Origin of the sequence: Sivoneniella epilithica UHCC 1019 (assembly GCF_040830845.1) — a bacterium.
Lineage (GTDB): Bacteria > Cyanobacteriota > Cyanobacteriia > Leptolyngbyales > Leptolyngbyaceae > ULC077BIN1.
The window spans coordinates 1-20,833 of sequence record NZ_JBFPDP010000026.1; the positions used below are offsets into that span (position 1 = coordinate 1).

Sequence of the window (20,833 nt, forward strand, 5' to 3'; positions counted from 1 at the left end):
CTATTGCAACCTGGTGACGCGATTGTCATAGATAACGCCAGTTTTCACCGCTCTCAATACATCAATGAAATTGTGGCGGCGGCAGGATGTGAGATCTGGTATCTTCCCGCCTATTCTCCAGACTTGAACAAGATTGAGCCTTGGTGGTTTGTACTCAAAAATTGGATGCGGCAACGATGGGATGAGTTTGGCACCTTTCGTGATTGTGTTGATGCTGCGTTTAATCAGTGTCCTAATGTTCTTGCGTAAAGCTATATCAACGGGCAGAGACTCACCAACAAACCCTCGACATTGAAATAGCGCCCCATTTACCCCCATGCTCGTTTCCGACCAGCCGAGTTTGGAGCGTGTTTTGGTGGAACTCGTGAATAATGCCTGCAAATATACCCCACCGGATGGGCATATCCAAGTAACAGCCGACTCTACAACCTCCCATGTGCAGTTAGCCATTCGCAATTCAGGATCGGAAATTCCAGAAACTGAATTACTCCGAATCTTTGAAAAATTTTATCGTGTCCCTCACGCTGATCCTTGGAAGCGGGGCGGCACTGGGTTAGGGCTGGCTCTGGTAAAAAAGTTGGTTGAGAGTTTGGGCGGTAGCATTCATGTCACCAGTAGCTTAGGGCAAAACACCTTTACAGTGCGGCTCCCCTTAAGCACTGCCCCTTGAACCGTGGCATATTTTCAATGTATGGGACGATCTTCATCAGTCATTCTCCCAGAGCGATCGCAAGTTTCTGCCAATCTATTTTCCTGCCGTTACTTTTTTCTATCGTTCCTTTCATTTTTCCTTCCTTTAATGTATCTTCCAGGTATTTCAACCAAAAGGGAGATGTAAATCCCCTTTACAGCAGGGATTCTTAGACTACAGAGGTATTTCTAGCCTTAGCCGTCTCAGCCATGGTTACTAAAACTGGCAGCTTTGAAAGAGCGATTGGCACTCGAAGGAGAGTATATGATTCAACCTACATTTTCACCCATGCCGCTACCAATAAATCTAAATCAGCTTTGGATCGCCCAAGCACCCGTCATATCAGGCTCCTCAGCCCCAGTGGTGGTTCCAGCATTGTTTACAGGACCACAATTTTTTATTGCTTTAATTTCAGGAATTTTGTTAGCGTTTGCCATGCAACTTTTGCTAACCAATCTTTCTGTTGCGGCTGGCATTTCTTATCTAGGACGGTCTAGTTCCAGTTCTAGCGATCACCATTCCGATAGTAGCAGTGGCTCGTCGGTTCGCAAAATTGGTACGGGCGTTGGTCTTTGGACACTGATTACGGTGACGATCGCCCTATTCTTCGCGTGCTATCTAGCCGTGCAACTCAGCTTTTTACCCACTGCAAAACTGGGTGCCATCACAGGTTTAGTCATTTGGGCGGCTTATTTTACGCTGTTAGTCTGGGTAAGTTCTAGCACAATTGGCTCGTTAGTTGGCTCTGTAGTCAATGCTGCCACCTCTGGTTTTCAAAGCGTGTTGGGTGCCGCAACCTCCGCCATTGGCAGCAAAATGGCTCAACAGCAGGTGATTTCAACGGCTGAAGCTGTTGCTGCTACTGTGCGGAATGAGTTGGGATCGGCGATCGACCCTACTAGCATTCGAGACTCGGTTGAGAGTTACATTCGGGGGTTGCCCCTTCCCAAGTTTGATACGTCTCAGTTGCGTCAAGATTTTGAAGGGATCTTGAATGACCCTGAAATTGCGGCATTGGCAGACGCAGATGGCTTGCGTAATGTCGATCGTCAAACTTTTGTGGATTTGGTCAGCAAGCGCACCGACTTTTCAAAAAGTGACGTGAACCGGATTGCCGATTTATTAGAAGGCGTGTGGAAGCAAACCATTGGGCAGCGATCGCGCCGTGATCCGATGGCAGAACTGACTGATTATTTGCAGTCTACTCAGCCTGGGCAATTGCAGATTAAAGAGCTAAACGCCAAGCTAGATCAACTATTAGCAGCACAAAATCAGCCAACATCTTCACCAGATGCAGCCCCCGGAGGTTTTCAGACTACGGTGCAATCAAGTATTACGACTCTCGCTGGTTTGCTAGCCGGACGCACTGACCTATCAGACTTAAATGTTGAGCAACTTTTGAGCCGATTAAAGCTAGCTCCTGGAAAGGTTGCTCAGGGCGCTCAGGCGCTAGGATTAAAAGGAGCAGCCGACCCTACCTACAGCCCGATTCGCAATGATGTTGAGCAATATCTACAAACTAAATATTCCTGGCAAATGAACCGGGACACGGTTGAGAAAGAATTTCGCGAGATTTTGTTTGATCCCCAAGCAGATCCCGGAGAAATTGCTCAACAGTTGATGCAGCTTGATCGCGCGTTTTTTGTTGATAAACTTTCTGCTCGCGGGGTTTTTACCCAAGATAAAATCCAGCAGCTTGCCGATCAACTCGAATCGATTCGGCGCAATGTATTAGCCGGAACCTTAGCTGCTAAGGAAATTGAGGTCGAAACCGACTTGCAGGAAAGAGTCAACATCTACTTGACTCTAACCCCGCTCGATCAGCTGCGTTCTGACGATGTACTGCCAGCATTTACAGCGATTTTGCAAGATGACAGTACCGATGCAGACGCTTTGGCACGGCGCTTATCGGTTTACAATCGCGAAACTCTACGCCAAATTCTGCTAAAACGGCAAGATACGATGCCAGAGGATATAGAGCCAATCTTAAACGCGCTGGAATCGACCCGCGATCGCGTGTTGTTTGATGCCCAATCCTTAGATGAACGAGCCAAGCAAAGACTGGCAGCATCTCAGCAACGCTTGGCAGCTTACCTGAAAAACACGGGCAAATCAGAGTTAAATCCTGAAGGGATTAAACGCGACTTGCAACTATTGATGAATGATCCGCAGTCAGGCTTTGATGCACTGCGAAATCGAGCTTCTAAAATCAATCGCGATACATTGGTGCAACTGCTTAGTCAACGTGAAGACATGACTGAAGCCGAAGTTAATCAAGTGATCGATCAAGTGGAATCGAACTGGAATACATTTATCAGTTCACCCAGCATCCTTGCAGATAATGTGAAAGGGAAAGTAGACGATACTCAAACCGCTATCGCCGAGTATTTACGTCGCACGAATTTAGAAGAGCTAAACCCTGAAGGCATTCAACGCGATTTAAAGACGCTGTTAAATGATCCTAAACAAGGCTCACTGGCATTACGTCGCAGACTCTCGAAGATTGATCGACAAACCTTAGTGCAGTTGCTCAGCCAACGCCAAGATTTGAGTGAAGACCAAGTTAATCGAGCGATCGATCAAGTGCAAGAAGCCATTCGTGAAGTGGTGAGATCGCCGCGTCGTTTGGCATTGCGGACTCAGCAGCGAGTCATGGATTTTGAATCGACTGTGGAAGACTATCTTCGCAATACCGATAAGGACGAACTCAGCCCAGAAGGGATTAAGCGCGATTTGGCTCTGCTGACTCAATCTCCCAAAGCCGGGTTACAAAAACTGGGCGATCGCTTATCTCACTTTGATCGTTCGACCTTGATTGCATTGCTCTCTCAACGCGAGGATATGACCCCAGAGGAAGCAGAGCGCATTGTTAACCAAGTTGAATCAGTTCGCGATCAACTCATGGATCAAATGCGTCTCGTGCAATATCGGATTCAAGAAGTGATTGATCGGATTTTTGGTCGCATTCGCGATTATCTTAACTCACTCGATCGCCCAGAGCTAAACTACGAAAGCATCAAGACCGATGTTCGCACTTTATTTGATGATCCTCAAGCGGGCTTTGATGCGCTGCGAAATCGGTTAGGTCATTTTGATCGCAACACACTCGTTGCCATCATGAGTTCTCGTGACGATATCTCAGAAGCAGACGCAAATCGCATCATCGATCAAATCGAAGGCGCACGAAATAATGTGCTACAGCGTGCTGAATTTGTTCAAACCGAAGTGCAGCGTCGTCTAGAAGATGTGAAAGTGCAAACGCAGCGCCAAATGGAAGATACTCGTAAAGCGGCTGCCACGGCTGCTTGGTGGTTATTCTCAACTGCGCTAGTTTCTGCCCTAGCCTCCGCTTTAGCCGGGTGGCTTGGGGCAACAAGAGGACTAGGCATCTTCTTGAACTAGACGGTGGAAAGCAGGTTTCAGGTTTCAGGGGTCAGCGAAATAACCGCTATCCGCTGCCTGAAACCTGATCCCTCTTTTAAACAACGAATGATTAGTCAAACACACGCTCACTTGCAGGCTATCCTGCGATCGCAAGCGACTCCAGACGAGGTTTTTGCCGCTTTGCTGCCCGTTTTAGGCGAGATTCTCCAGTGCGATCGCTGCTTCCTCTACTTACGCAATCCTAATACTCAGCTTGGCAAAGTGCCTTTCTGCTGGCGACGTAATCTTGACATTCCCGAAATACTTGATATCGACTGGAAACCTGAACCTAAATCATTAGATCAAGATCCGCTGTTTACCGCTGCTTTACACGCGAAACAATCAGTGTACGTAGAAGATGTGGAAACAGCCGATCCACAAATTGTGAATCGAGACTTTGAGCAAGAGAACTTTGGACATCGTGCCTTAATTCATGCCCACTTACGTCAAGACGGGCAGCTATGGGGAATTTTGCAGCCTTGCATCTTTGGTCAGTCTCGAATTTGGACAGCCAGCGATCGCACAATTATGACAGAAGTCGAGCAAGCAATTACTCCCCTAGCGATCGCTTACGTAACCGCTAATCTCTAACGTTTATCGTTGAGTTACTAATCCAGGAGTTGTTTGATGATTGTCAACCTTGCTCAAGATGGCTGGGAAGTAATTTATCACCGCGCCCACGCTCTTCTAGCTGCCCAACTTGCAGGGCATTGGCGCAAAAGTAACGCTCCGAAGCGTTTTTATGAAACTATTGCCGCGATTTCTCACCATGACGATCTAGAAAAAGAGTGGGAAGGCGACGAACTAACCGAAGCAGGCGCACCGCTAGACTTTACCCTAGGTCGAGGAGACTCAACGGAGCCACTCCAGCGGCATCTTACTAATGCTCGTTATCGTGGACGCTGGGTCACATTATTGACTTCCAAACACATCACTTATCTGAGTCAAGATAAATGGGGAGCTTCCAAAGAATGGGATGAGTTTCTAAATGAGCAAGTGAAAAATCAGGAGAAATGGATCAAAGAATTAGGGGTTGAAAAAGATGAAGTAGAACGGGCTTATCAGTTTATGCTGTGGTGCGATCGCCTCTCACTCATCCTCGCACAAAAACAAATTCCAGACGATCAGCGATCGCTTGAAATCACCAGCGGTATTGATAATCAACGCTACGATATCCGTCAACTCAGCAATGGACATCTAACCGTTGATCCCTGGCCATTTGAAGAGGAGTTCACTGTCAATGTAGAAGCTTCCTGTTTATCAGAACTCAAGTTTAAAGACAACGAGGCACTCGTGAAAGCACTTCAATCAGCACCCATTAAAGTTTTAACCTGGACTTTTTCTGAAAAAGAATAGGTTTAGAGTGCAACAGGCAAAACATTATAAGTCTAGTTGCACTCTAAACTTCACTACGTCCAATAAAGGAGTTTGGCTTGAGGAAATCTCTGATTAATCTCAGTTTCAAAAAATCGGCGTAAACTCTTCATCGTGTCAGAATCATAGACATATTTAACTCCGCCAAATTTATTCCGCTTGATACTTCGATTTGACTCATCCATATCTAACTGGCTATAGGGATACCAACCCATTAGTACTTCTTTGGAACCGGGCGTGAAACGATGGGTAATTAACTCAAAGGTGAGATCGCAGTCGAAATCTAAAGCAGTCCTAATAGAGTCGAATAAATTAGTGTAGTGATCTCGCCAGTCCTCCATTGCCATGATTGGGGCAATCACTAAACCCACTGGATATCCGCCACCACCTTGTGATCGCGGTAATGCCAGCTTCCGCGATGCCTGTAATCGGGCAAACACAGCCGCAGTTCCCCCTTCAAAGCGCTTGGAAATCGGTGCAGCATTGACGCTAAATCGACAGCGAGTATGCCCACTATGAGGAATATCGAGTAGCTGATCTACGCCGTCAAACTTGGAAACCCAACGAAGATAGCCAGCTTCACGAGTCCCAAAATAGCGAATGCACTCCGCCAAACTACCCGTTAAATGCTCAATCCCCAGCGGATCAGTATAGCAACTGACCTCAAATGAGGTTGCCTTGGATTGCTCATAAGTACCTAAGCCAGCTAAAATCTGCGGCAAGTTCGCATAGGCACGAATCACAGGTGGTCCTTGCAAACTGCCTGCTAAGTAGCAGTACTCGCAATGGGCAGGACACCCTTCGGCTAAGTGGAACTGCCAATCAGCAGAGGGGGGAATCGGACTCAGCTTAAAATTGCTAGGTGGAGCCGTAACAATCGCCAAAGTTCGCTTGGAAATATCATAGGTTTCTCGTTCTGTATCTCCTCGCAAACCGACTAACCGATTGCGAGATAACTTTTCAATCGGTAAGTTTAATCCCTGAACTCTAGATAAAATTTGCTGACCCCAAGGCTCTTCTAATGCAGTAGGGGTGAACAAAACTTGCTCTGGCATCCATAATCGTGCTGAGGATTGGACAGGTTGAGATGAAGCCGTAACGGGTGCGATCGCAACAGTAGACAAGAGAGTTCTCCAGTTCAGATACTATCTTTAGTATCACCAACTTAAACAGTTTAAAGGTGTGCCATTTTGCCTAGATCCCATCCTACTTGAAGCAGGGTTTTCCACCCACAAAAAGCAAGCTTTTTGAGCAAAAACTACTCCTGAATTTGACTACCATTCTGGATAAGAATCCTTTTAGCTTTTACAATGTCCTCTGACTGTAAATCTTTAACAAATACCAAAAAGTTAGGCTCTAAAGCAGAAATCTCAGCGCCGTCTTGCTTCATAACATTTACACCTGTGATTGCAGCCATTACCCCCAATCCAGCAGCCCCAACCAGACTTCCCGCTAAGATCATTCCTATCATATTTCTGATAGAACTATCGCTACTAATAGTTTGAGCAAAATTAGTTCTACCGTAGCTCAAAATGAACCCCACGATCGCCCCACACAAAGCACCCGCGATCGCCCCTTTTTCAGCATTTTTTCCTGCCTTGGTTGCACTAACAGGCGGAGTTTGTAATGCTAAAGAAAAGTTTTCTGCTGGCAAACCAGACTCCTGCAATGCATTAAGCGCTTTCTCAGCAATTTGTTGATCCGCAAAAGCCCCAATAATACTAGGATCAGATTCCATTGTGTAGGTCATAACTAAACCTGTTTCGTTAAAAGTTTGAATAAAAATACTAGACTAACTCAAGCATCATGAAAACAGAGTGTTTTGGCTTCTCTCTGAAGAAGTATAAAAATTAGTGAAAAGTAATTATAAATCACAACTTTAGTTAGACAAAAAATTGCCTTTTATTAGGATAGGCTAGTTGTTTACTTTACAATTCTTATCTAGGGTCTGGTTAATCAGCTTTATAGACAGTTATAAACCAGGTAGCTATATAAACCAGGTAGCTAACATTTCTATAGTTTATAGTTGATAGTTATGATTAATCAAAAAGATACGCGCAAAGAGATTCTTCGGGTGTTTCTAGCAGCACCATTAATTATTGTTGGAATTACACACTTCACTCATACGGAGCAGTTTGTTCGGATTGTGCCACCCCAGCTTCCTAATCCAGTTGCGTTGGTCTACATCAGCGGTTTTTTTGAGATTCTTGGTGGCATTGGATTGTTGATTCCATTGGTTAGTGTTTTAGCAGCATGGGGAATCATTGCCTTGTTCATTGCGGTATTTCCAGCCAATATTAATCAGGCAATTAATAGTATTCCAATTGATGGCATTCCTGATTACCCTTTGTTGTATTGGTTTAGGCTTCCCTTTCAAATTCCTTTAATTTTATGGGCAGGGTGGTATACCAAAAAGCCTAAGCTACAGCCAGGGGCTGATGAGGTGATTTCTCAAGCAGCCCAAAATTTAGTAAGCTCCAAAGATTTTAAGACCATCGATTAAATTTAAACTTACCTCTCTAATCGCTCAATCGGTTGTAGCAGGTGTGAAAATGCTTTAAGTTTTCTTGCCAAAACCTTTGAATAATCCTGTAAGTGTGAAACCTACCTTTTCAGGCTGAGGGGCTTTTTTGGGTTAGGGTAAATAGTCCTTTGGGTGCTTTAAAATCTAGTAGGAGAACAACACGAGTATGGGGCGATCTATTCCAGGCTTAGTGTTCCAGGGTGTCATCGAACACTAAGCACTTTCCAGAAAACGGTTTAACCCACAGATTCTTCAATTAGCTGATAAAATTAGGAGCTTGCTATTAAAGCGCATTCTTCATTTGCGGTAGACACTCATGAGCAGAGGAACCCTGTTTGATAAGGTTTGGGACGCACACACGGTTGGGGTGCTTCCTTCTGGGCAAACCCAACTGTTTATTGGGTTACATCTCATCCATGAAGTGACCAGCCCTCAGGCGTTTGCTATGCTGCGAGAGCGAGAGCTAAAGGTCTTATTTCCAGATCGCACGATCGCCACCGTCGATCACATTATTCCCACTAACAATCGCGATCGCCCTTTACTCGATTCCTTGGCAGAAGAAATGATGCAGTCATTGGAACAAAATTGCCAGGAGAACGATATCACGTTTTATCCCGTTGGGTCAGGCAATCAGGGGATTGTCCATGTGATCGCTCCGGAGCAGGGTTGGACGCAACCGGGCATGACGATCGCCTGTGGAGATAGTCACACCTCAACTCACGGTGCTTTTGGGGCGATCGCCTTTGGCATTGGCACTAGTCAAGTTCGTGATGTGTTGGCATCTCAAACCCTTGCCCTTGCCAAGCTGAAGGTACGTCGTGTCGAAGTCAATGGGGTGTTGAATCCGGGTGTGTATGCTAAAGATGTGATTTTACATATCATTCGTAAGCTGGGCGTGAAAGGCGGGGTAGGCTATGCCTATGAGTTTGCTGGGACTACGTTTGAGCAAATGAGCATGGAAGAACGGATGACCGTTTGTAATATGTCGATTGAAGGCGGTGCGCGGTGCGGCTACATTAACCCCGATCCAGTGACTTTCGACTATTTGCATGGGCGAGATGCAGCCCCTAAAGGAACCGATTGGGACGCGGCGATCGCGTGGTGGAAGAGCATCGCCAGCGATCGCGATGCCGAGTACGATGATGTCGTTATCTTTGATGCCGTGGACATTTCACCCACGATTACTTGGGGGATCACACCCGGTCAAGGGATTGGCGTAACCGAACAGGTGCCAACCCCAGAGGAAATGGTAGAAGAAGAACGGGCGATCGCCGCAGAAGCCTATCGCTACATGGATTTACAACCCGGAAACCCGATTCAGGGCACTAAAGTAGATGTTTGCTTTATTGGTAGCTGCACCAATGGGCGAATTTCTGATCTGCGGGAAGCTGCCAAATTTGCCAAAGATCGCCATGTTGCTCCCGGCGTAAAAGCTTTTGTTGTGCCCGGTTCCGAGCGCGTTAAGAAGCAAGCCGAAGCCGAAGGACTAGACAAAATATTTGAATCTGCTGGATTTGAATGGCGCGAAGCAGGCTGTTCCATGTGTCTAGCGATGAATCCCGATAAGCTGCAAGGACGCGAACTCAGCGCTTCCTCTTCCAACCGCAACTTCAAAGGTCGCCAAGGATCTTCTTCGGGTCGCACGCTGCTGATGAGTCCCGCGATGGTCGTCGCCGCTGCGGTTACGGGTCAAGTTACTGATGTTCGCGAGTTGCTATAACGACTCAATAGACTTTGACTAGAGCGATCGCAGCACAGTTTGCGATCGCCGAATTTGATCCGCACTAAAGCCTGCTTCGTTCAGGTAAATCAAAAAGTTGGGGTCGCTGTAGCGCGAGTCTAGGGCGATTGCTTGGCGTAATAGGGTTTGGGCGAGGGAAGTTTCTTGATTGCCAAAATGAGCGATCGCTTCGGCTACAAGGGGATGGGGATTGCTCGGTTCTAGCTTGGCGGCTTCTTTTGCAGTGGCGATCGCCCAGTCATATTGTCCAACTCGCTCCAATGCCAAGCTGAGGTTGTAGTGGGCAATTTCGTTGTTCGGTTTGAGCAATGCCGCCCAAGAATGAGCCGCGATCGCGTTGTTGAGTTTACCGCCAACCAGATAAACAATGCCCAAAGCGTTGAGTGTCGGCACATCAAACGGGTTTAGGCTAAAGGTATCGAGTAAGGTTTTTTCGGCAGCGGGAGTTTGTCCGGCTTTGTGCTGTGTCCAACCCAGCAACACTCGCCCCGATTGACTTTGTGGCTCCAGTTCTACGGATTTTTGTAGCACCGCGATCGCTTCTGGATAGCGGTCCTGTTCGCGCAAACTCAGCCCTTGCTGGCGATAATCTGCGGCTGACTGGGCAAACGCAGACGCGGGAATTAGGAGCGTTGCGATCGCCCCAGTTCCAGCTACTAAACCTTTCAACCACACACCATTCATAACACCATCGTCCTGCCGCCCAAAACCCAACACATTATCCAGATTAACCCCTTTTACCCTTACCCCTTTACCACTCGCCATTTTTCGTTCGTCAATCGTCACTAGTTTTGGCATTGGGGGCAAAAATGTGCCGATCGCCCTGCCATTTTCAACCGTTCTATCACCGTTTCACAGATGCGACACCGTTTTCCATCCCTCCCATACACCCACGCTTTGCCACCATAGTTTCCATTAATGCCCTCCACACTACGGAAACTACTAAAGGTGGTGCCGTTTGCGTCGATGCTATCTTGCAAGACCTTCAAAGTAGTGCTATGCAAAAGTTTGACCTGATTGTGAGTTAAGGTGCTGCATAGGGTTTGGGGATGAATGCCGCTTAAAAAGAGGGCTTCATCGGCGTAAATATTGCCCAATCCAGCGACGATACGTTGATCCAGCAAGGCATTTTTGATGGGGCGCTGGCGAGAATGAAACTGCTGATAAAAATAGTCCACCGAAAAGCCAGCCGAAAAAGGTTCGGGTCCAAGTGCCTGCAATCCGGTGATGATCTGCTCAGGGTGATAGTTTGGCGGCACCCACCACAGTTGCCCAAAGGTGCGCTGATCAACAAATCGCAGTTCGCGATCGCCCTGAAAAAATAGCCGCACCCGCGTATGTTTTTGCACTGGCTCAGCAGCATCGACCCAAAGCAGTTGTCCGGTCATCCGCAAATGTACGCCAAGATAGCCAGCAGGAGTAGTTGAAAGGGAACAGGGAACAGGGAAAAGAGAAGACTGCTCGGCAACAGCATCCTGAACCAGTTCTGCAATTAAATACTTACCACGTCGATGCCATTGGGCGATCGCGGTTTCAGCCAGCCCAAATAGAAATTCAGACACAAAAATAGGGTGGGCAATGGTGCGATCAAGCAACACTTCCCCACCCTGGATTTTTTGATTGAGGGTCAGCCGATTAAGCCCTCGCCGAACCGTTTCAACTTCGGGCAATTCAGGCACAGCACCACCACAAAATAAATATCGTAATAACATTCATTTTAGTAGAGATGCAGCCATTCACCAAAAACGCGAATGAACTTCTAAAAAGCCTAGAGTATGACTGATCTCGTAAAAGGGTAAGCCATCTATAAACTCAATTAGACTTGCTTAACGAGTTTCAGTTCCCTGATTAGGAGATCCTTCAACCACGCCACTTCCTTCACCTGATTCGGCTTTGGCAGTTGACTTCGCGTCGGTAACAACATTACTACCAGTTCTGCGGATGCTTTCATTGATAGGAGTTTGTTCGCCACCTGATGCAGTGGTTTTACCCTTCTTAGAAGGAGGCGCAACTTCAACAACTTCGTTTTGACCAAAGTTATTGGTGTTTACCCCAGCATAATTAACATTATTAAAGCGAACGATAACGGGGTATTTAATGCCGCCTTGGTCGATAGAGGCAACAGTGCCGACCTCTTGAAACCAGTAGGACTCTTTACGCAAGATACGGACTTGAGAACCACGCTGAACCATGAGTGTTTTCCCTTATTTGCTTAACTCACACAGCTAATGCAGATACTTTACACCGGAGTGTTCACCGCTAAAGCATTCAGACTCAGGGTTGCAACAATCTGAAATATTCAGCAAAGAAAGGCAATATATAGTGGGTTTCGGGTTTGGGGATTCGAGGAAAACAAAAAGGAAGGAGTAGAATAGTTCAAATGTTCGCCAATAAGATCCTTTACTTTATGCAGAATAAAGAGTAGGGATGTAAGGAGTAGGAGGAATTCCTACGATATTGACCCTCGATATTCGTCATTCGATACTAAATCTTTCTGCCTGCCTTTCTATGTCTTATGAACCGCTCCATCATAAATATCGACCTCAAACGTTTGCGGAGTTGGTGGGGCAGGAAGCGATCGCCTCAACGCTAACAAATGCAATTCGCCAGGAGAAAATTGCACCCGCCTATTTATTCACTGGGGCGCGGGGCACGGGGAAAACTTCGAGCGCTCGAATTTTGGCAAAATCGCTCAATTGCCTCAGCAGCAAAACTCCCACTGAAAAGCCTTGTGGCATCTGTGAGGTGTGTCGCGCGATCGCTAAAGGAGATGCCCTGGATGTGATTGAAATTGATGCGGCTAGCAATACAGGAGTAGACAATATTCGCGAACTGATTGAGCGATCGCAGTTTGCCCCGGTGCAGTGCCGCTACAAGGTTTACATTATCGATGAAGTTCATATGCTGAGTACGGCGGCATTCAACGCGCTGCTGAAGACATTGGAAGAACCCCCGGATCGCGTGGTTTTTATCTTGGCAACCACTGATCCCCAGCGGGTTTTGCCCACAATTATTTCTCGCTGTCAACGGTTTGACTATCGGCGAATTCCTTTGGAGCCGATGGCAGATCATCTGCGGCACATTGCCGACAAAGAAAGCATTCTGATTACGGCGGAAGCAGTGACGTTGGTGGCGCAAATTGCCCAAGGCGGCTTGCGAGATGCGGAAAGTTTGCTGGATCAATTGAGCCTGTTGCCTACTGAAATTAACGTAGAGCAAGTGTGGGATCTGGTGGGGTCAGTGCCAGAGCGGGATTTGCTGGAGTTAGTAGGTGCGATCGCCCAGGATGACCCAGAAGCAGTGCTGGACAGTACTCGTCGCCTGATGGATCGGGGTCGAGAACCACTAATTGTGCTGCAAAATCTCGCTAGTTTTTATCGAGATATGCTGATTGCTAAAACGGCTCCGCAGCGAAACGACTTGGTTGCGCTCACATTGGCGACCTGGCAGCAACTTTGCGACCTAACCCAAGCTCTCGACATTGGGTTAATTCTGACCAGTCAGCAGCATCTCCGTAACGCCGAAATTCAGCTTAAAAACACCACTCAACCCCGCCTTTGGTTGGAAGTGACGTTGATGGGATTATTGCCCTCTGCGGTTAATACTTCCGCGATCGCGCTCCCTAACCTCAGCCCTGCTCAACTACGTCCGGCTTCCACACTCCATAAACCCGCCACTCTGAGACAATCAGGCACTTCCGCCCCAGCCGCATCTTCTGTTGTTCCTGCCATACCGCAAAATATACCTGCCCCTTCAAATCAACCAGCAGAGCCTCGTCCAGCGGAACCAGCGGAAGCCTTAGAACCAGCAGACGCGATTCGTGAAACGTTAGCGAAGCTTTCCACAGGACTCCCTACGGGAACTGCACCCCAGACTGAGCCAGTGCTTCCGACACCTCCATTATCAACACCGCCGCTACCGACTTTACCGAGTGATTTAGAAACTACCTGGCAACAGGTTATTCTCCAAATTCAACCTTTTTCATCCCAAGTCATGGTGCGCCAGCGGTGCCATTTGGTCGCGTTTGATGGAGAGCAAGCGCGGCTAGCCGTGAGTACCCCGCCCCTATTGAAACTGGCGCAGGAAAAGCTACCCAATATTGAATTAGCGTTTGAACAGGTATTTGGACAAAAAATTCGGATTACCTTAGAGGTTGCCGCACCAGGACAACAAGTGATTGTAGAGCCTCAAGCCCAAGCCCCACCGCCTGTTCCTCCCGCTCATCCCCAGCCCAAACCACGAATTGACTCGTCACCCCCACCGCAATCGCAGTCTTTCGATCCGCCGCAAGTTCCCCCACAAAGCTTACCTAAAACAGAGTCGCCCAATCAATCGCTTGAAGAAGTTTTGGGCAAGGAAACTGCCCCAAAAAACATAAACAAAGATATAGACGGCAGCCCTAGCTGGAAGCAGGATGAAGTTACGGATGCTGCTCATCGGCTTGCAGATTTTTTTGCAGGCAAGGTCGTGGATGATGAAGATGCAGCCGACGTGCCGATCAATCCAGATCTAGAAGTTCCTGAACCCGAAATCGAGCCGGAAGAGCCAAGGCTTACTGAAACCCAAAACCTAGATTCCGATCTAGACGATGACGATGACGATATTCCTTTTTAAACTTCCTACGCTGCCTCATCCTGTCCGTAATGTCTTGTTTTGACCCACTTCAGCCGTTTAGGGCGAACAGAGATTCGAGCGGTGGTGCTGGCAACTACGGGCAACCAATGCAGCATATATAAAGTGCCGTAGATTGCTCTGAGCAGAATTAGAGAAGGCAGGGTAGAAGCATTAGTTTCTGGGGGAGGCGTGGACAGCGATCGCGTTGAGCGCCGGATTCGCCGTAAGCCAAAGGTCATTCCCACCAGCGACATCAAGACCGACAAGCCAGCCAGCGGGGCAAACAACAGGGGTTGATGCCGCAAAATTGCCATCAGCGTATCGGGTACAGTCGCACTAGGCAACGCATATTGCAACACCCAAAAAACACCCATATCAACCGTTTTACGAATGCCCATGCGAGTCCGCAGCAGCGGTTGCCAATAGTCTAAATAGCGCTGATAGCCCCCTTCTGCCCAGCGGCTACGTTGATGCCAGAGGGCGATCGCGTCTGTTACCCCTTCCTCTTCAACCGCAGGATAGGTGGTGAAATCAATATCCCAATCGTCTAAATGTAAGCGGAAGGTTAGATCTAAATCATCCGTGATCGTCTCTTCGTTCCAACCACCGCAGCGATCCAACGCCGTCCGTCGCACAAACTGACCATTGCCGCGCAGTTCGCCAATGCCCCCGATCGCAATCCGCTGATCTTGCCAGAACGAATCCAGCGCCATTTCCGCAATTTGTCCTTGAACCCATAAATTGCCTGATACATTGGCGATTTGTTTCCGCACCTGCACCGCGCCCAACTCTGCCCGATCAAATAACGGCAATACTCGCCGAAATAGATCCGGCGTGACTTGAGCATCGGCATCAAAAACCGCGATGATCTCGCCTCTGGTCAGCGGTAACACTTGGTTAAGCGCGCCCGACTTTCCCCCGGCAGATCCCACGGGACGATGAAATACTCGCAGTTGTTCATACTGTTGAGCTAATTGCTGAAGCAAAGCCGCTGTTTTATCCGTGCTGTTGTCATCAATCACCCAAAGCTCATAGTGACTTGCCGGATAATCGAGACTGCACAGGGTTGTCACCAATCGTTCAATCACGGATTCTTCGTTTTTAGCAGCAACCAGAACCGATACAACAGGCAAAGAAGCAGGATCAATCGGGTCTAGAGTGTTTAGCGGTTTAGCAGGCGGCAAGGGACGCGCAAACAAAATTCGTACTGCATGAATACCCACCAACGTGGTTAAACCTGCAACAAACCAAAAGCTCCAAGCCATGAAATGGAGGGCGATCGTGCCGCTCCAGATCGTCATTAGGGCGATCGCTGCCCTGCGCCGCCGATTCCCAGTTCCATAAATGTGGGGATCTGGATCTTCATCCGGTTCAACCAGATCGGATAAATCAGCTAGCAGAGCGCTGATAGGAGGAAGGTCGTTGAATGAATCGCTTTCGCGCCAGGAATTCTCCCGCATAGGTCACCTGATTTAACCACCAATACTTGTCAATCCCTTTGAAGAAGCTAGGAATTAGATAGCACCAGACTGTACACCCTTCACAAACAGACAGTTTGCCTTGCGATTGACGGTAGCTTTCTACCTCTTCCGACTGTTTGTAAAGCTCATAGAGGCGACCGTTGATCGGCAAACCAGTTTGAGCAAAGTGATAACAGGGCAATAGCAATTCGTCGTTTGGTGAGATGGCAATCACGGCATCCACTGCTTTACAGCGCGGATTTTGGGTATCATTTCCACCTGCTTCAATAAAAGCGAGTGCAGCTTTATTGTAACCAACGTTGGAGTATTGTTTCGCAGCAGACTCGATCGCCAGCACCATATCGGGAGTCGGGTTTTTCTTCGAGTTATAGTTGCTGTAGGCAGTAAAAGCTGGATTCAGCCACACTCGTGAACCAAGCCGTAAGCCCAGTTCTGCCACTTCTGAGATGCGATCGAAGTTTTGCGCGGTCACCGTATGGTTTAAAACTGGATATTCGCCTAAAGAGTGAGCCAGTTCCACCGATTCAACCAGCGTGTCAAAAATTTGTACTCCACGCGATTGGTTATGGGTTTCGGCATCCGGTCCATCTAAGGAAAAGTTAAGAAAATCGATCAATCCCTGCATCTCTTTTGCCCGTTTGGGATACAGGATCGTATTGGTAGTCATGCTAGTGACGAAGCCTTGCCGTTTCGCCTCAGCGTAGATCTGCTGCACATCGGCTCTCAGTAACGGCTCTCCCCCTGTGAAGTCAATATACTTCACGCCTAGCCGACGCAGATCTATCAGGTTGGTACGGATTGTGTCAAATTCTGCTTCTTGTTTAGGATCTAATGCCCAAATGTCACAAAAATGACACCGGGCATTACAGCGATAGGTAAGATAATAGTTTGCAACCAAGGGTGCCATAACGTCGTACTAGCGTCCTAACAGTGAGATTTTTGAGAAATTGTCAAGATTCATTGAAGTCCAGAATAAGCGTTAGAGAGATGCAACACAAGCACCTGCCGAAGAAGGGAAGAAGTTTGGGGGGCAGAAAACAATCTGGAAGCACCCGCATGATTGGGTTTGACCTCTATCAAAGGTTACTGCTAATCACAGGTTCGTCTAAATGCTAAGTCTCTAAATGTGAAGTTTTTTGAGCCTAATTGCGATTTACTCAAGGTTTTTGTCCATTCTCAACAAGATTAAGATTCTTCTTGTACTTACTATTCTAGAAAGCTGGAATGACTGGTTACCTAAAAAGCAACATTTACTGCTCTAAAAGATGGCTTGCTTCAAAGATGGGCTTTAATATTACGTGCATAAACTAAACATAAACAGCTTTAGGACTATCTGGTATGGCTATTGACAAGCTACAGGCTGCGCCTCAACCCCAAGTAGGAGTTTATCTTCCGTATTATCCGCAGCAAGGCAAGCGATCGATTTTGCCCTATGCAATCAGTCTGTATCAAAAAGGCAACCTAGAAGGAGAGCGCCGAATTGAAGGGGGCGAGAGCATTCCTTTTGTGGCAACCTGGAATATTTCGGCGCTACCCGCTGATTTAACCCGCTGCCGAATTCAGTTTGATAGTGAAGCTGATTTAAGCTACGAGCTAATGATGGCAAATTTTGAGTTTATTGATTTTTTAATTGAGGTGATTCTGAACTTTAAACGAATGCGGCTGGCAGATTTTTCTCAGAATTTCTACAAAAAGCTGATGCGATACGAAGAGTAGGGATAAAGTTTCGAGTTCCAGATGCGGGGTTTTGATACTGTTTTGAGTTGTGAATTTTGAGTTGTGAATTGTAAAAGCTTTACTCAGTCATGGTCTCAATCTAAATCTGTTGTGTCCTCCATTTAAATTGATGTGAGGTAGTTCACTCTTGTCTATAAGCCTCTGCGCTATCTAAGAAGACAATCCGGGCTGTAAGAACGGTTCCGGTGGGGGGATCGGTAAGTTGTCCGATGCCGAGGAAGGCTCCGGTTTCAGTGTGAATCCGGAGTGGGGCACGGCTGGTGGTGAAGGTTTCTGGCAGGTCATAGGGGGCAATGCGTTGTCCTTGACTCCAGCGTTGGGCAAGGGGGGGGGGAAGGGCGATCGCTTCTAGATGTCCCAATACTTCATCCGGCAAAATAGGCTGAAAGGTCTGCGGCTGAAGCTGTTCTTCTAATTGATTTAGGGTAAGGCTGTTTTCTAAGTCGAAGCCGCTGCTTTGGGTGCGAATCAGGTTTGTGAGAGTGCCGAAGGTTTGTAACGCAGTGCCCAGATCACGGGCGATCGCCCGGATATAGGTGCCCCCCCCACAGGCAATAGCAATCTCTAACTCAGGAAATTCTCCAGGCTGCCAGTTGACGATTTTAATGTCTGACACGTCTACTGTTCGTGCAGGTACGTCCGCAGTTTTCCCCGATCGCGCCAAATCGTAGAGCCGTTTACCATCTACTTGAATCGCGCTATAAATCGGCGGCACTTGCTGAATGGTGCCTTGAAATTGCTGGAGCGTAGTTTTCACGTCCGCCAAATTCAGGTGTGGAACAGGCTGCTGATTAAGGATTTCTCCTTCCAAATCATCCGTTGTAGTGTTGATCCCAAACCGAATGATGGCTCGATAAGCTTTATCTGATCGCAAAAACTGAAGCAGCCGAGTTGCCCGCCCGACCGCGATCGGTAAAACACCTGTTGCTAAAGGATCAAGGGTACCTGCGTGTCCGATTCGCCTTGTGTTCAACAATCGCCGCAATTTTGCCACGCAGTCATGCGACGTGAAACCTACAGGCTTGTTTAAATTTAAAAAACCATCCATTCAAAATCGGCTCAAAATCAGCTTTACAACCATTTTTATCTGCATTTGCCTCCCTTCCACCCTTCTCCACAAAACCTCTGCCATCAAATTACTATCTGGGCTGAATACCATGCCTACCCGGATTCTTGGGTTTGCTCAGGTTGCATTTCCCTCCATGCCGACCGGATGACTGAACTATTGCTGCACTTTTGAACACTTTGACTGTCATCATCGCTTCCGACGGGCTGCGATCGCCCTTCAACTTACCACTAAATGAGATCGCCCCTTACCTAAACCAAGGTCGCCTCCTTACAGAAGCAACGCGATCGCTGATGCAGAACAATCAATTCAATGGTGGGATCTGCAAATAGGCGAAACAGCTTTGCTCAAACAGTCACGTCCTAAGCTTTCTGACCGACGCTATATCACCGGAAAAAGCAGGTGGTGCCGCTCCATAGGCTGGTCACGCGATCGGTTGGCTTACGCCCACTCAGCAACCCTCCAAGACTACCCGCAGAAAATTCGGTTCCTAGAGTACTTTGGCTTACTTTGACGGTGTAAGCCTTATTGAGTTGAGTTCGAGTTGAGCCAGTGCCAATTCCGGAGATAGTCGTCAGTTTATTAGCTCCTTTACTGCGACCATCGATGCTCCATCCCGCAAAGCGACCTTTATTAAACTGTAGGGACAATCCATCTGCCCACCTGGCAAAGCTGAGCGGACCTGCACCGCACTCCTGATTCACGCCGCGATCGCGGGGCTTTCCCCGTAAGTTTGTGAGGATTGAAATCACATCCGCTTCCTTGGTGCCAAATGCGATCGCCCGGGTTGCTCCCGTAGAAGCATTCACCACTCGTAATCCCTGGGAGTCGAGTGCTAACACTGCTAAACTTGGCTTTGCTTGGGCGATTGGTTTCAGGGCGATCGTCCTATCGGGCGCAATTGACGCTGAATTCCTTGAAGTGAGGGAAGCAGAATCTTTTGCAGAAACATTGCCTAAATAAAGTAGAGATCCACCCGAAACGCATAGTGAAATCAAGAGGGCGTTGATCAGTTTCATAGTTCGTTTTCCGTTCGTGAATGGGCAGAAATGGGGTGAGTCTTTAATGCTAGCAATTTGCCCATAGCCTTTGGACTCCCCACCATCAGCAATTACACTGTTTCAGCACCCCATTTCCGGAAATTTTGACAACAGATACGATCGCTCCCTCTCTCCACCACGCGATTGCTCCTTCAGCTATCATCCAATACGATCGCCCCTTCAACTCATGCCTAACGACGATCGCTCCCCAAAAACAGAACTGCGATCGCTTCTTCAACTCATGTACCGCAAAGTTAGTAGGTTGGTATTCAGTGTTGCGAAGCCCAACAAGAATGAGATTGTTTAGTTTGATACTTCAACCTATACAGCAAGGGGCGATCGTATCAGGCACTTACGAAGGGCTGAGTAGCGCAATCGGGCGGTTGCGGTTCTTGCGATAAATCTGAAAGTCTTTATCTAAGCTAAAAATGAGACTATCGGGATAAAGCTCTGCCATTCGCACTAATTCCGCATCAGCTAAAGAAACTGGTACTGATTGGTAGGATGTTAACAACGTTATGACTCTTGGCAACTCCGCATTTAAGTCAAACTGAACTGTGACTTGCTGTTGCTCTAAAAGTTGAAGCAACGTTTCCCGACCTTTCGTTACCCGTTGTAGTAGAAACCACGTTTCTGAAATGACAGCCTCACAAGTTAGCAAAGGTGGAGAAATCTGGGTCAATTGCTCTATTACCCAAGTGTGGTGGCGATCTCTCCGATCAATCAGAGATACCAAAATACCTGTATCAACAATTACTTGATGGAGCATTATTGACCGTAACCTGACATATAGTCCGGGTTGGTTGATAGATCTCCAGGACCTTCCCCTGCTCCAATTGCAGCATGGGCAACCTCAAAAAACGATCGAGCAAGAATTTCAGACTCTTTAGTAATTGGCTTTTGACGCTTTGTCTGAAGGAACTCCACAAAATTCAAAACCTGTTGCTGATCTTCCGCTGGTAAAGCTTCTATAGTTTGTAAGATTTGCTCACTCAAAGGAGACATTGCAGTTAGCCATAAAATTTATAATGCTCTCATTATGACAAACATGACGCGATCGCCTCTTTCCTAAATAGAGATCGCTCCCTCTCTCTGCAACGCGATCGCCCTTTCAACTCATGCCTAACCGCGATCGCTCTTCA

At 47.5% G+C, this 20,833-nt stretch carries 21 protein-coding genes; 10 read left to right on the forward strand and 11 right to left on the reverse strand.

From position 1 onward, the window contains the following. The 5 genes from AB3R30_RS15895 to AB3R30_RS15915 all read left to right on the forward strand — a co-directional run. Positions 1-249, forward strand: a 249-nt coding sequence (locus AB3R30_RS15895) for a transposase (RefSeq protein WP_458650184.1), incomplete at its 5' end; no start/stop codon positions are given. Positions 250-316: 67 nt separating this feature from the next. Beyond that, a complete protein-coding gene (locus AB3R30_RS15900) occupies positions 317-670 on the forward strand; it encodes a sensor histidine kinase (protein WP_458650185.1) in 354 nt (117 codons plus the stop codon). Between the two features lie 285 nt (positions 671-955). Then, a complete protein-coding gene (locus AB3R30_RS15905) occupies positions 956-4,093 on the forward strand; it encodes an MFS transporter (protein WP_458650186.1) in 3,138 nt (1,045 codons plus the stop codon). A gap of 87 nt (positions 4,094-4,180) precedes the next feature. Next, a complete protein-coding gene (locus tag AB3R30_RS15910) occupies positions 4,181-4,705 on the forward strand; it encodes a GAF domain-containing protein (RefSeq protein ID WP_458650187.1) in 525 nt (174 codons plus the stop codon). Between the two features lie 36 nt (positions 4,706-4,741). Continuing rightward, the gene (locus AB3R30_RS15915) at positions 4,742-5,470 is read left to right on the forward strand and encodes a DUF3891 family protein (protein ID WP_458650188.1); all 729 of its coding nucleotides are present in this window, start codon (positions 4,742-4,744) and stop codon (positions 5,468-5,470) included. A gap of 53 nt (positions 5,471-5,523) precedes the next feature. Here the strand turns inward: AB3R30_RS15915 and AB3R30_RS15920 are convergent, their stop codons facing one another. Together AB3R30_RS15920 and AB3R30_RS15925 are read right to left on the reverse strand one after the other, a co-directional pair. Then, positions 5,524-6,612 (reverse strand): spore photoproduct lyase family protein, encoded by a 1,089-nt coding sequence (locus tag AB3R30_RS15920; protein ID WP_458650189.1) that lies wholly within the window; start codon positions 6,610-6,612, stop codon positions 5,524-5,526. Positions 6,613-6,746: 134 nt separating this feature from the next. Then, entirely contained in the window at positions 6,747-7,238 is a 492-nt protein-coding gene (locus tag AB3R30_RS15925) for a hypothetical protein (RefSeq protein WP_458650190.1), read from the reverse strand. Positions 7,239-7,523: 285 nt separating this feature from the next. Between AB3R30_RS15925 and AB3R30_RS15930 the strand changes: the two genes are divergently transcribed. Then, on the forward strand, positions 7,524-7,991 hold the full coding sequence (locus AB3R30_RS15930; RefSeq protein ID WP_458650191.1) for a DoxX family protein: 468 nt from the start codon (positions 7,524-7,526) through the stop codon (positions 7,989-7,991). Between the two features lie 337 nt (positions 7,992-8,328). Next, positions 8,329-9,732, forward strand: a complete 1,404-nt coding sequence (gene leuC, locus AB3R30_RS15935; RefSeq protein ID WP_458650192.1) for a 3-isopropylmalate dehydratase large subunit — start codon at positions 8,329-8,331, stop codon at positions 9,730-9,732. Positions 9,733-9,750: 18 nt separating this feature from the next. Here the strand turns inward: leuC and AB3R30_RS15940 are convergent, their stop codons facing one another. The 3 genes from AB3R30_RS15940 to AB3R30_RS15950 all read right to left on the reverse strand — a co-directional run bounded on the left by AB3R30_RS15940 (position 9,751) and on the right by AB3R30_RS15950 (position 11,945). Continuing rightward, positions 9,751-10,551, reverse strand: a complete 801-nt coding sequence (locus AB3R30_RS15940; RefSeq protein WP_458650193.1) for a tetratricopeptide repeat protein — start codon at positions 10,549-10,551, stop codon at positions 9,751-9,753. Beyond that, positions 10,539-11,432 carry a DNA-formamidopyrimidine glycosylase gene (locus AB3R30_RS15945; RefSeq protein ID WP_458650194.1) on the reverse strand — a complete coding sequence of 298 codons (894 nt, stop codon included), beginning with the start codon at positions 11,430-11,432 and terminating at the stop codon, positions 10,539-10,541. Before AB3R30_RS15945 ends, AB3R30_RS15940 begins: the two co-directional genes overlap by 13 nt. A gap of 147 nt (positions 11,433-11,579) precedes the next feature. Further along, the gene (locus AB3R30_RS15950) at positions 11,580-11,945 is read right to left on the reverse strand and encodes a photosystem I reaction center subunit IV (RefSeq protein ID WP_458650195.1); all 366 of its coding nucleotides are present in this window, start codon (positions 11,943-11,945) and stop codon (positions 11,580-11,582) included. Positions 11,946-12,261: 316 nt separating this feature from the next. Here AB3R30_RS15950 and AB3R30_RS15955 point away from each other — a divergent pair, with 316 nt between their 5' ends. After that, entirely contained in the window at positions 12,262-14,367 is a 2,106-nt protein-coding gene (locus AB3R30_RS15955; RefSeq protein WP_458650196.1) for a DNA polymerase III subunit gamma/tau, read from the forward strand. 5 nt (positions 14,368-14,372) lie between these two features. Here the strand turns inward: AB3R30_RS15955 and AB3R30_RS15960 are convergent, their stop codons facing one another. Together AB3R30_RS15960 and AB3R30_RS15965 are read right to left on the reverse strand one after the other, a co-directional pair. Next, the gene (locus tag AB3R30_RS15960) at positions 14,373-15,827 is read right to left on the reverse strand and encodes a glycosyltransferase family 2 protein (protein ID WP_458650197.1); all 1,455 of its coding nucleotides are present in this window, start codon (positions 15,825-15,827) and stop codon (positions 14,373-14,375) included. Further along, positions 15,757-16,755, reverse strand: coding sequence for a radical SAM protein (locus tag AB3R30_RS15965; protein ID WP_458650198.1), 999 nt, complete (start codon positions 16,753-16,755; stop codon positions 15,757-15,759). Before AB3R30_RS15965 ends, AB3R30_RS15960 begins: the two co-directional genes overlap by 71 nt. Positions 16,756-17,186: 431 nt before the next feature. Between AB3R30_RS15965 and ebsA the strand changes: the two genes are divergently transcribed. Continuing rightward, entirely contained in the window at positions 17,187-17,564 is a 378-nt protein-coding gene (ebsA, locus tag AB3R30_RS15970) for a type IV pilus biogenesis protein EbsA (RefSeq protein ID WP_458650199.1), read from the forward strand. Positions 17,565-17,706: 142 nt separating this feature from the next. On the opposite strand, the gene truB is transcribed toward ebsA, so the two are convergent. Further along, positions 17,707-18,633: a tRNA pseudouridine(55) synthase TruB gene (gene truB, locus AB3R30_RS15975; protein WP_458650200.1), complete on the reverse strand. Its 927-nt coding sequence runs from the start codon at positions 18,631-18,633 to the stop codon at positions 17,707-17,709. Positions 18,634-18,821: 188 nt separating this feature from the next. Here truB and AB3R30_RS15980 point away from each other — a divergent pair, with 188 nt between their 5' ends. Continuing rightward, positions 18,822-18,983 (forward strand): hypothetical protein, encoded by a 162-nt coding sequence (locus AB3R30_RS15980; RefSeq protein ID WP_458650201.1) that lies wholly within the window; start codon positions 18,822-18,824, stop codon positions 18,981-18,983. 54 nt (positions 18,984-19,037) lie between these two features. Here the strand turns inward: AB3R30_RS15980 and AB3R30_RS15985 are convergent, their stop codons facing one another. The 3 genes from AB3R30_RS15985 to AB3R30_RS15995 all read right to left on the reverse strand — a co-directional run bounded on the left by AB3R30_RS15985 (position 19,038) and on the right by AB3R30_RS15995 (position 20,696). Beyond that, positions 19,038-19,670 carry a hypothetical protein gene (locus tag AB3R30_RS15985; RefSeq protein WP_458650202.1) on the reverse strand — a complete coding sequence of 211 codons (633 nt, stop codon included), beginning with the start codon at positions 19,668-19,670 and terminating at the stop codon, positions 19,038-19,040. 373 nt (positions 19,671-20,043) lie between these two features. After that, entirely contained in the window at positions 20,044-20,460 is a 417-nt protein-coding gene (locus AB3R30_RS15990; RefSeq protein ID WP_458650203.1) for a type II toxin-antitoxin system VapC family toxin, read from the reverse strand. Then, a complete protein-coding gene (locus AB3R30_RS15995; RefSeq protein ID WP_458650204.1) occupies positions 20,460-20,696 on the reverse strand; it encodes a DUF2281 domain-containing protein in 237 nt (78 codons plus the stop codon). Before AB3R30_RS15995 ends, AB3R30_RS15990 begins: the two co-directional genes overlap by 1 nt. Between the last annotated feature and the right edge of the window lie 137 nt (positions 20,697-20,833).

Excerpts from the sequence above, each read along its gene's own strand:
- AB3R30_RS15960 (WP_458650197.1), bottom strand. The coding sequence starts at position 15,827 with ATGCGGGAGAATTCCTGGCGCGAAAGCGATTCATTCAACGACCTTCCT.
- AB3R30_RS15965 (WP_458650198.1), bottom strand. The coding sequence starts at position 16,755 with ATGGCACCCTTGGTTGCAAACTATTATCTTACCTATCGCTGTAATGCC.
- AB3R30_RS15955 (WP_458650196.1), top strand. The coding sequence starts at position 12,262 with ATGTCTTATGAACCGCTCCATCATAAATATCGACCTCAAACGTTTGCG.
- AB3R30_RS15900 (WP_458650185.1), top strand. The coding sequence starts at position 317 with ATGCTCGTTTCCGACCAGCCGAGTTTGGAGCGTGTTTTGGTGGAACTC.
- AB3R30_RS15930 (WP_458650191.1), top strand. The coding sequence starts at position 7,524 with ATGATTAATCAAAAAGATACGCGCAAAGAGATTCTTCGGGTGTTTCTA.
- AB3R30_RS15985 (WP_458650202.1), bottom strand. The coding sequence starts at position 19,670 with ATGAAACTGATCAACGCCCTCTTGATTTCACTATGCGTTTCGGGTGGA.
- AB3R30_RS15910 (WP_458650187.1), top strand. The coding sequence starts at position 4,181 with ATGATTAGTCAAACACACGCTCACTTGCAGGCTATCCTGCGATCGCAA.
- AB3R30_RS15940 (WP_458650193.1), bottom strand. The coding sequence starts at position 10,551 with ATGCCAAAACTAGTGACGATTGACGAACGAAAAATGGCGAGTGGTAAA.
- AB3R30_RS15915 (WP_458650188.1), top strand. The coding sequence starts at position 4,742 with ATGATTGTCAACCTTGCTCAAGATGGCTGGGAAGTAATTTATCACCGC.
- ebsA (WP_458650199.1), top strand. The coding sequence starts at position 17,187 with ATGGCTATTGACAAGCTACAGGCTGCGCCTCAACCCCAAGTAGGAGTT.
- AB3R30_RS15905 (WP_458650186.1), top strand. The coding sequence starts at position 956 with ATGATTCAACCTACATTTTCACCCATGCCGCTACCAATAAATCTAAAT.
- AB3R30_RS15925 (WP_458650190.1), bottom strand. The coding sequence starts at position 7,238 with ATGACCTACACAATGGAATCTGATCCTAGTATTATTGGGGCTTTTGCG.
- AB3R30_RS15990 (WP_458650203.1), bottom strand. The coding sequence starts at position 20,460 with ATGCTCCATCAAGTAATTGTTGATACAGGTATTTTGGTATCTCTGATT.
- AB3R30_RS15950 (WP_458650195.1), bottom strand. The coding sequence starts at position 11,945 with ATGGTTCAGCGTGGTTCTCAAGTCCGTATCTTGCGTAAAGAGTCCTAC.
- truB (WP_458650200.1), bottom strand. The coding sequence starts at position 18,633 with ATGGATGGTTTTTTAAATTTAAACAAGCCTGTAGGTTTCACGTCGCAT.
- AB3R30_RS15995 (WP_458650204.1), bottom strand. The coding sequence starts at position 20,696 with ATGTCTCCTTTGAGTGAGCAAATCTTACAAACTATAGAAGCTTTACCA.
- leuC (WP_458650192.1), top strand. The coding sequence starts at position 8,329 with ATGAGCAGAGGAACCCTGTTTGATAAGGTTTGGGACGCACACACGGTT.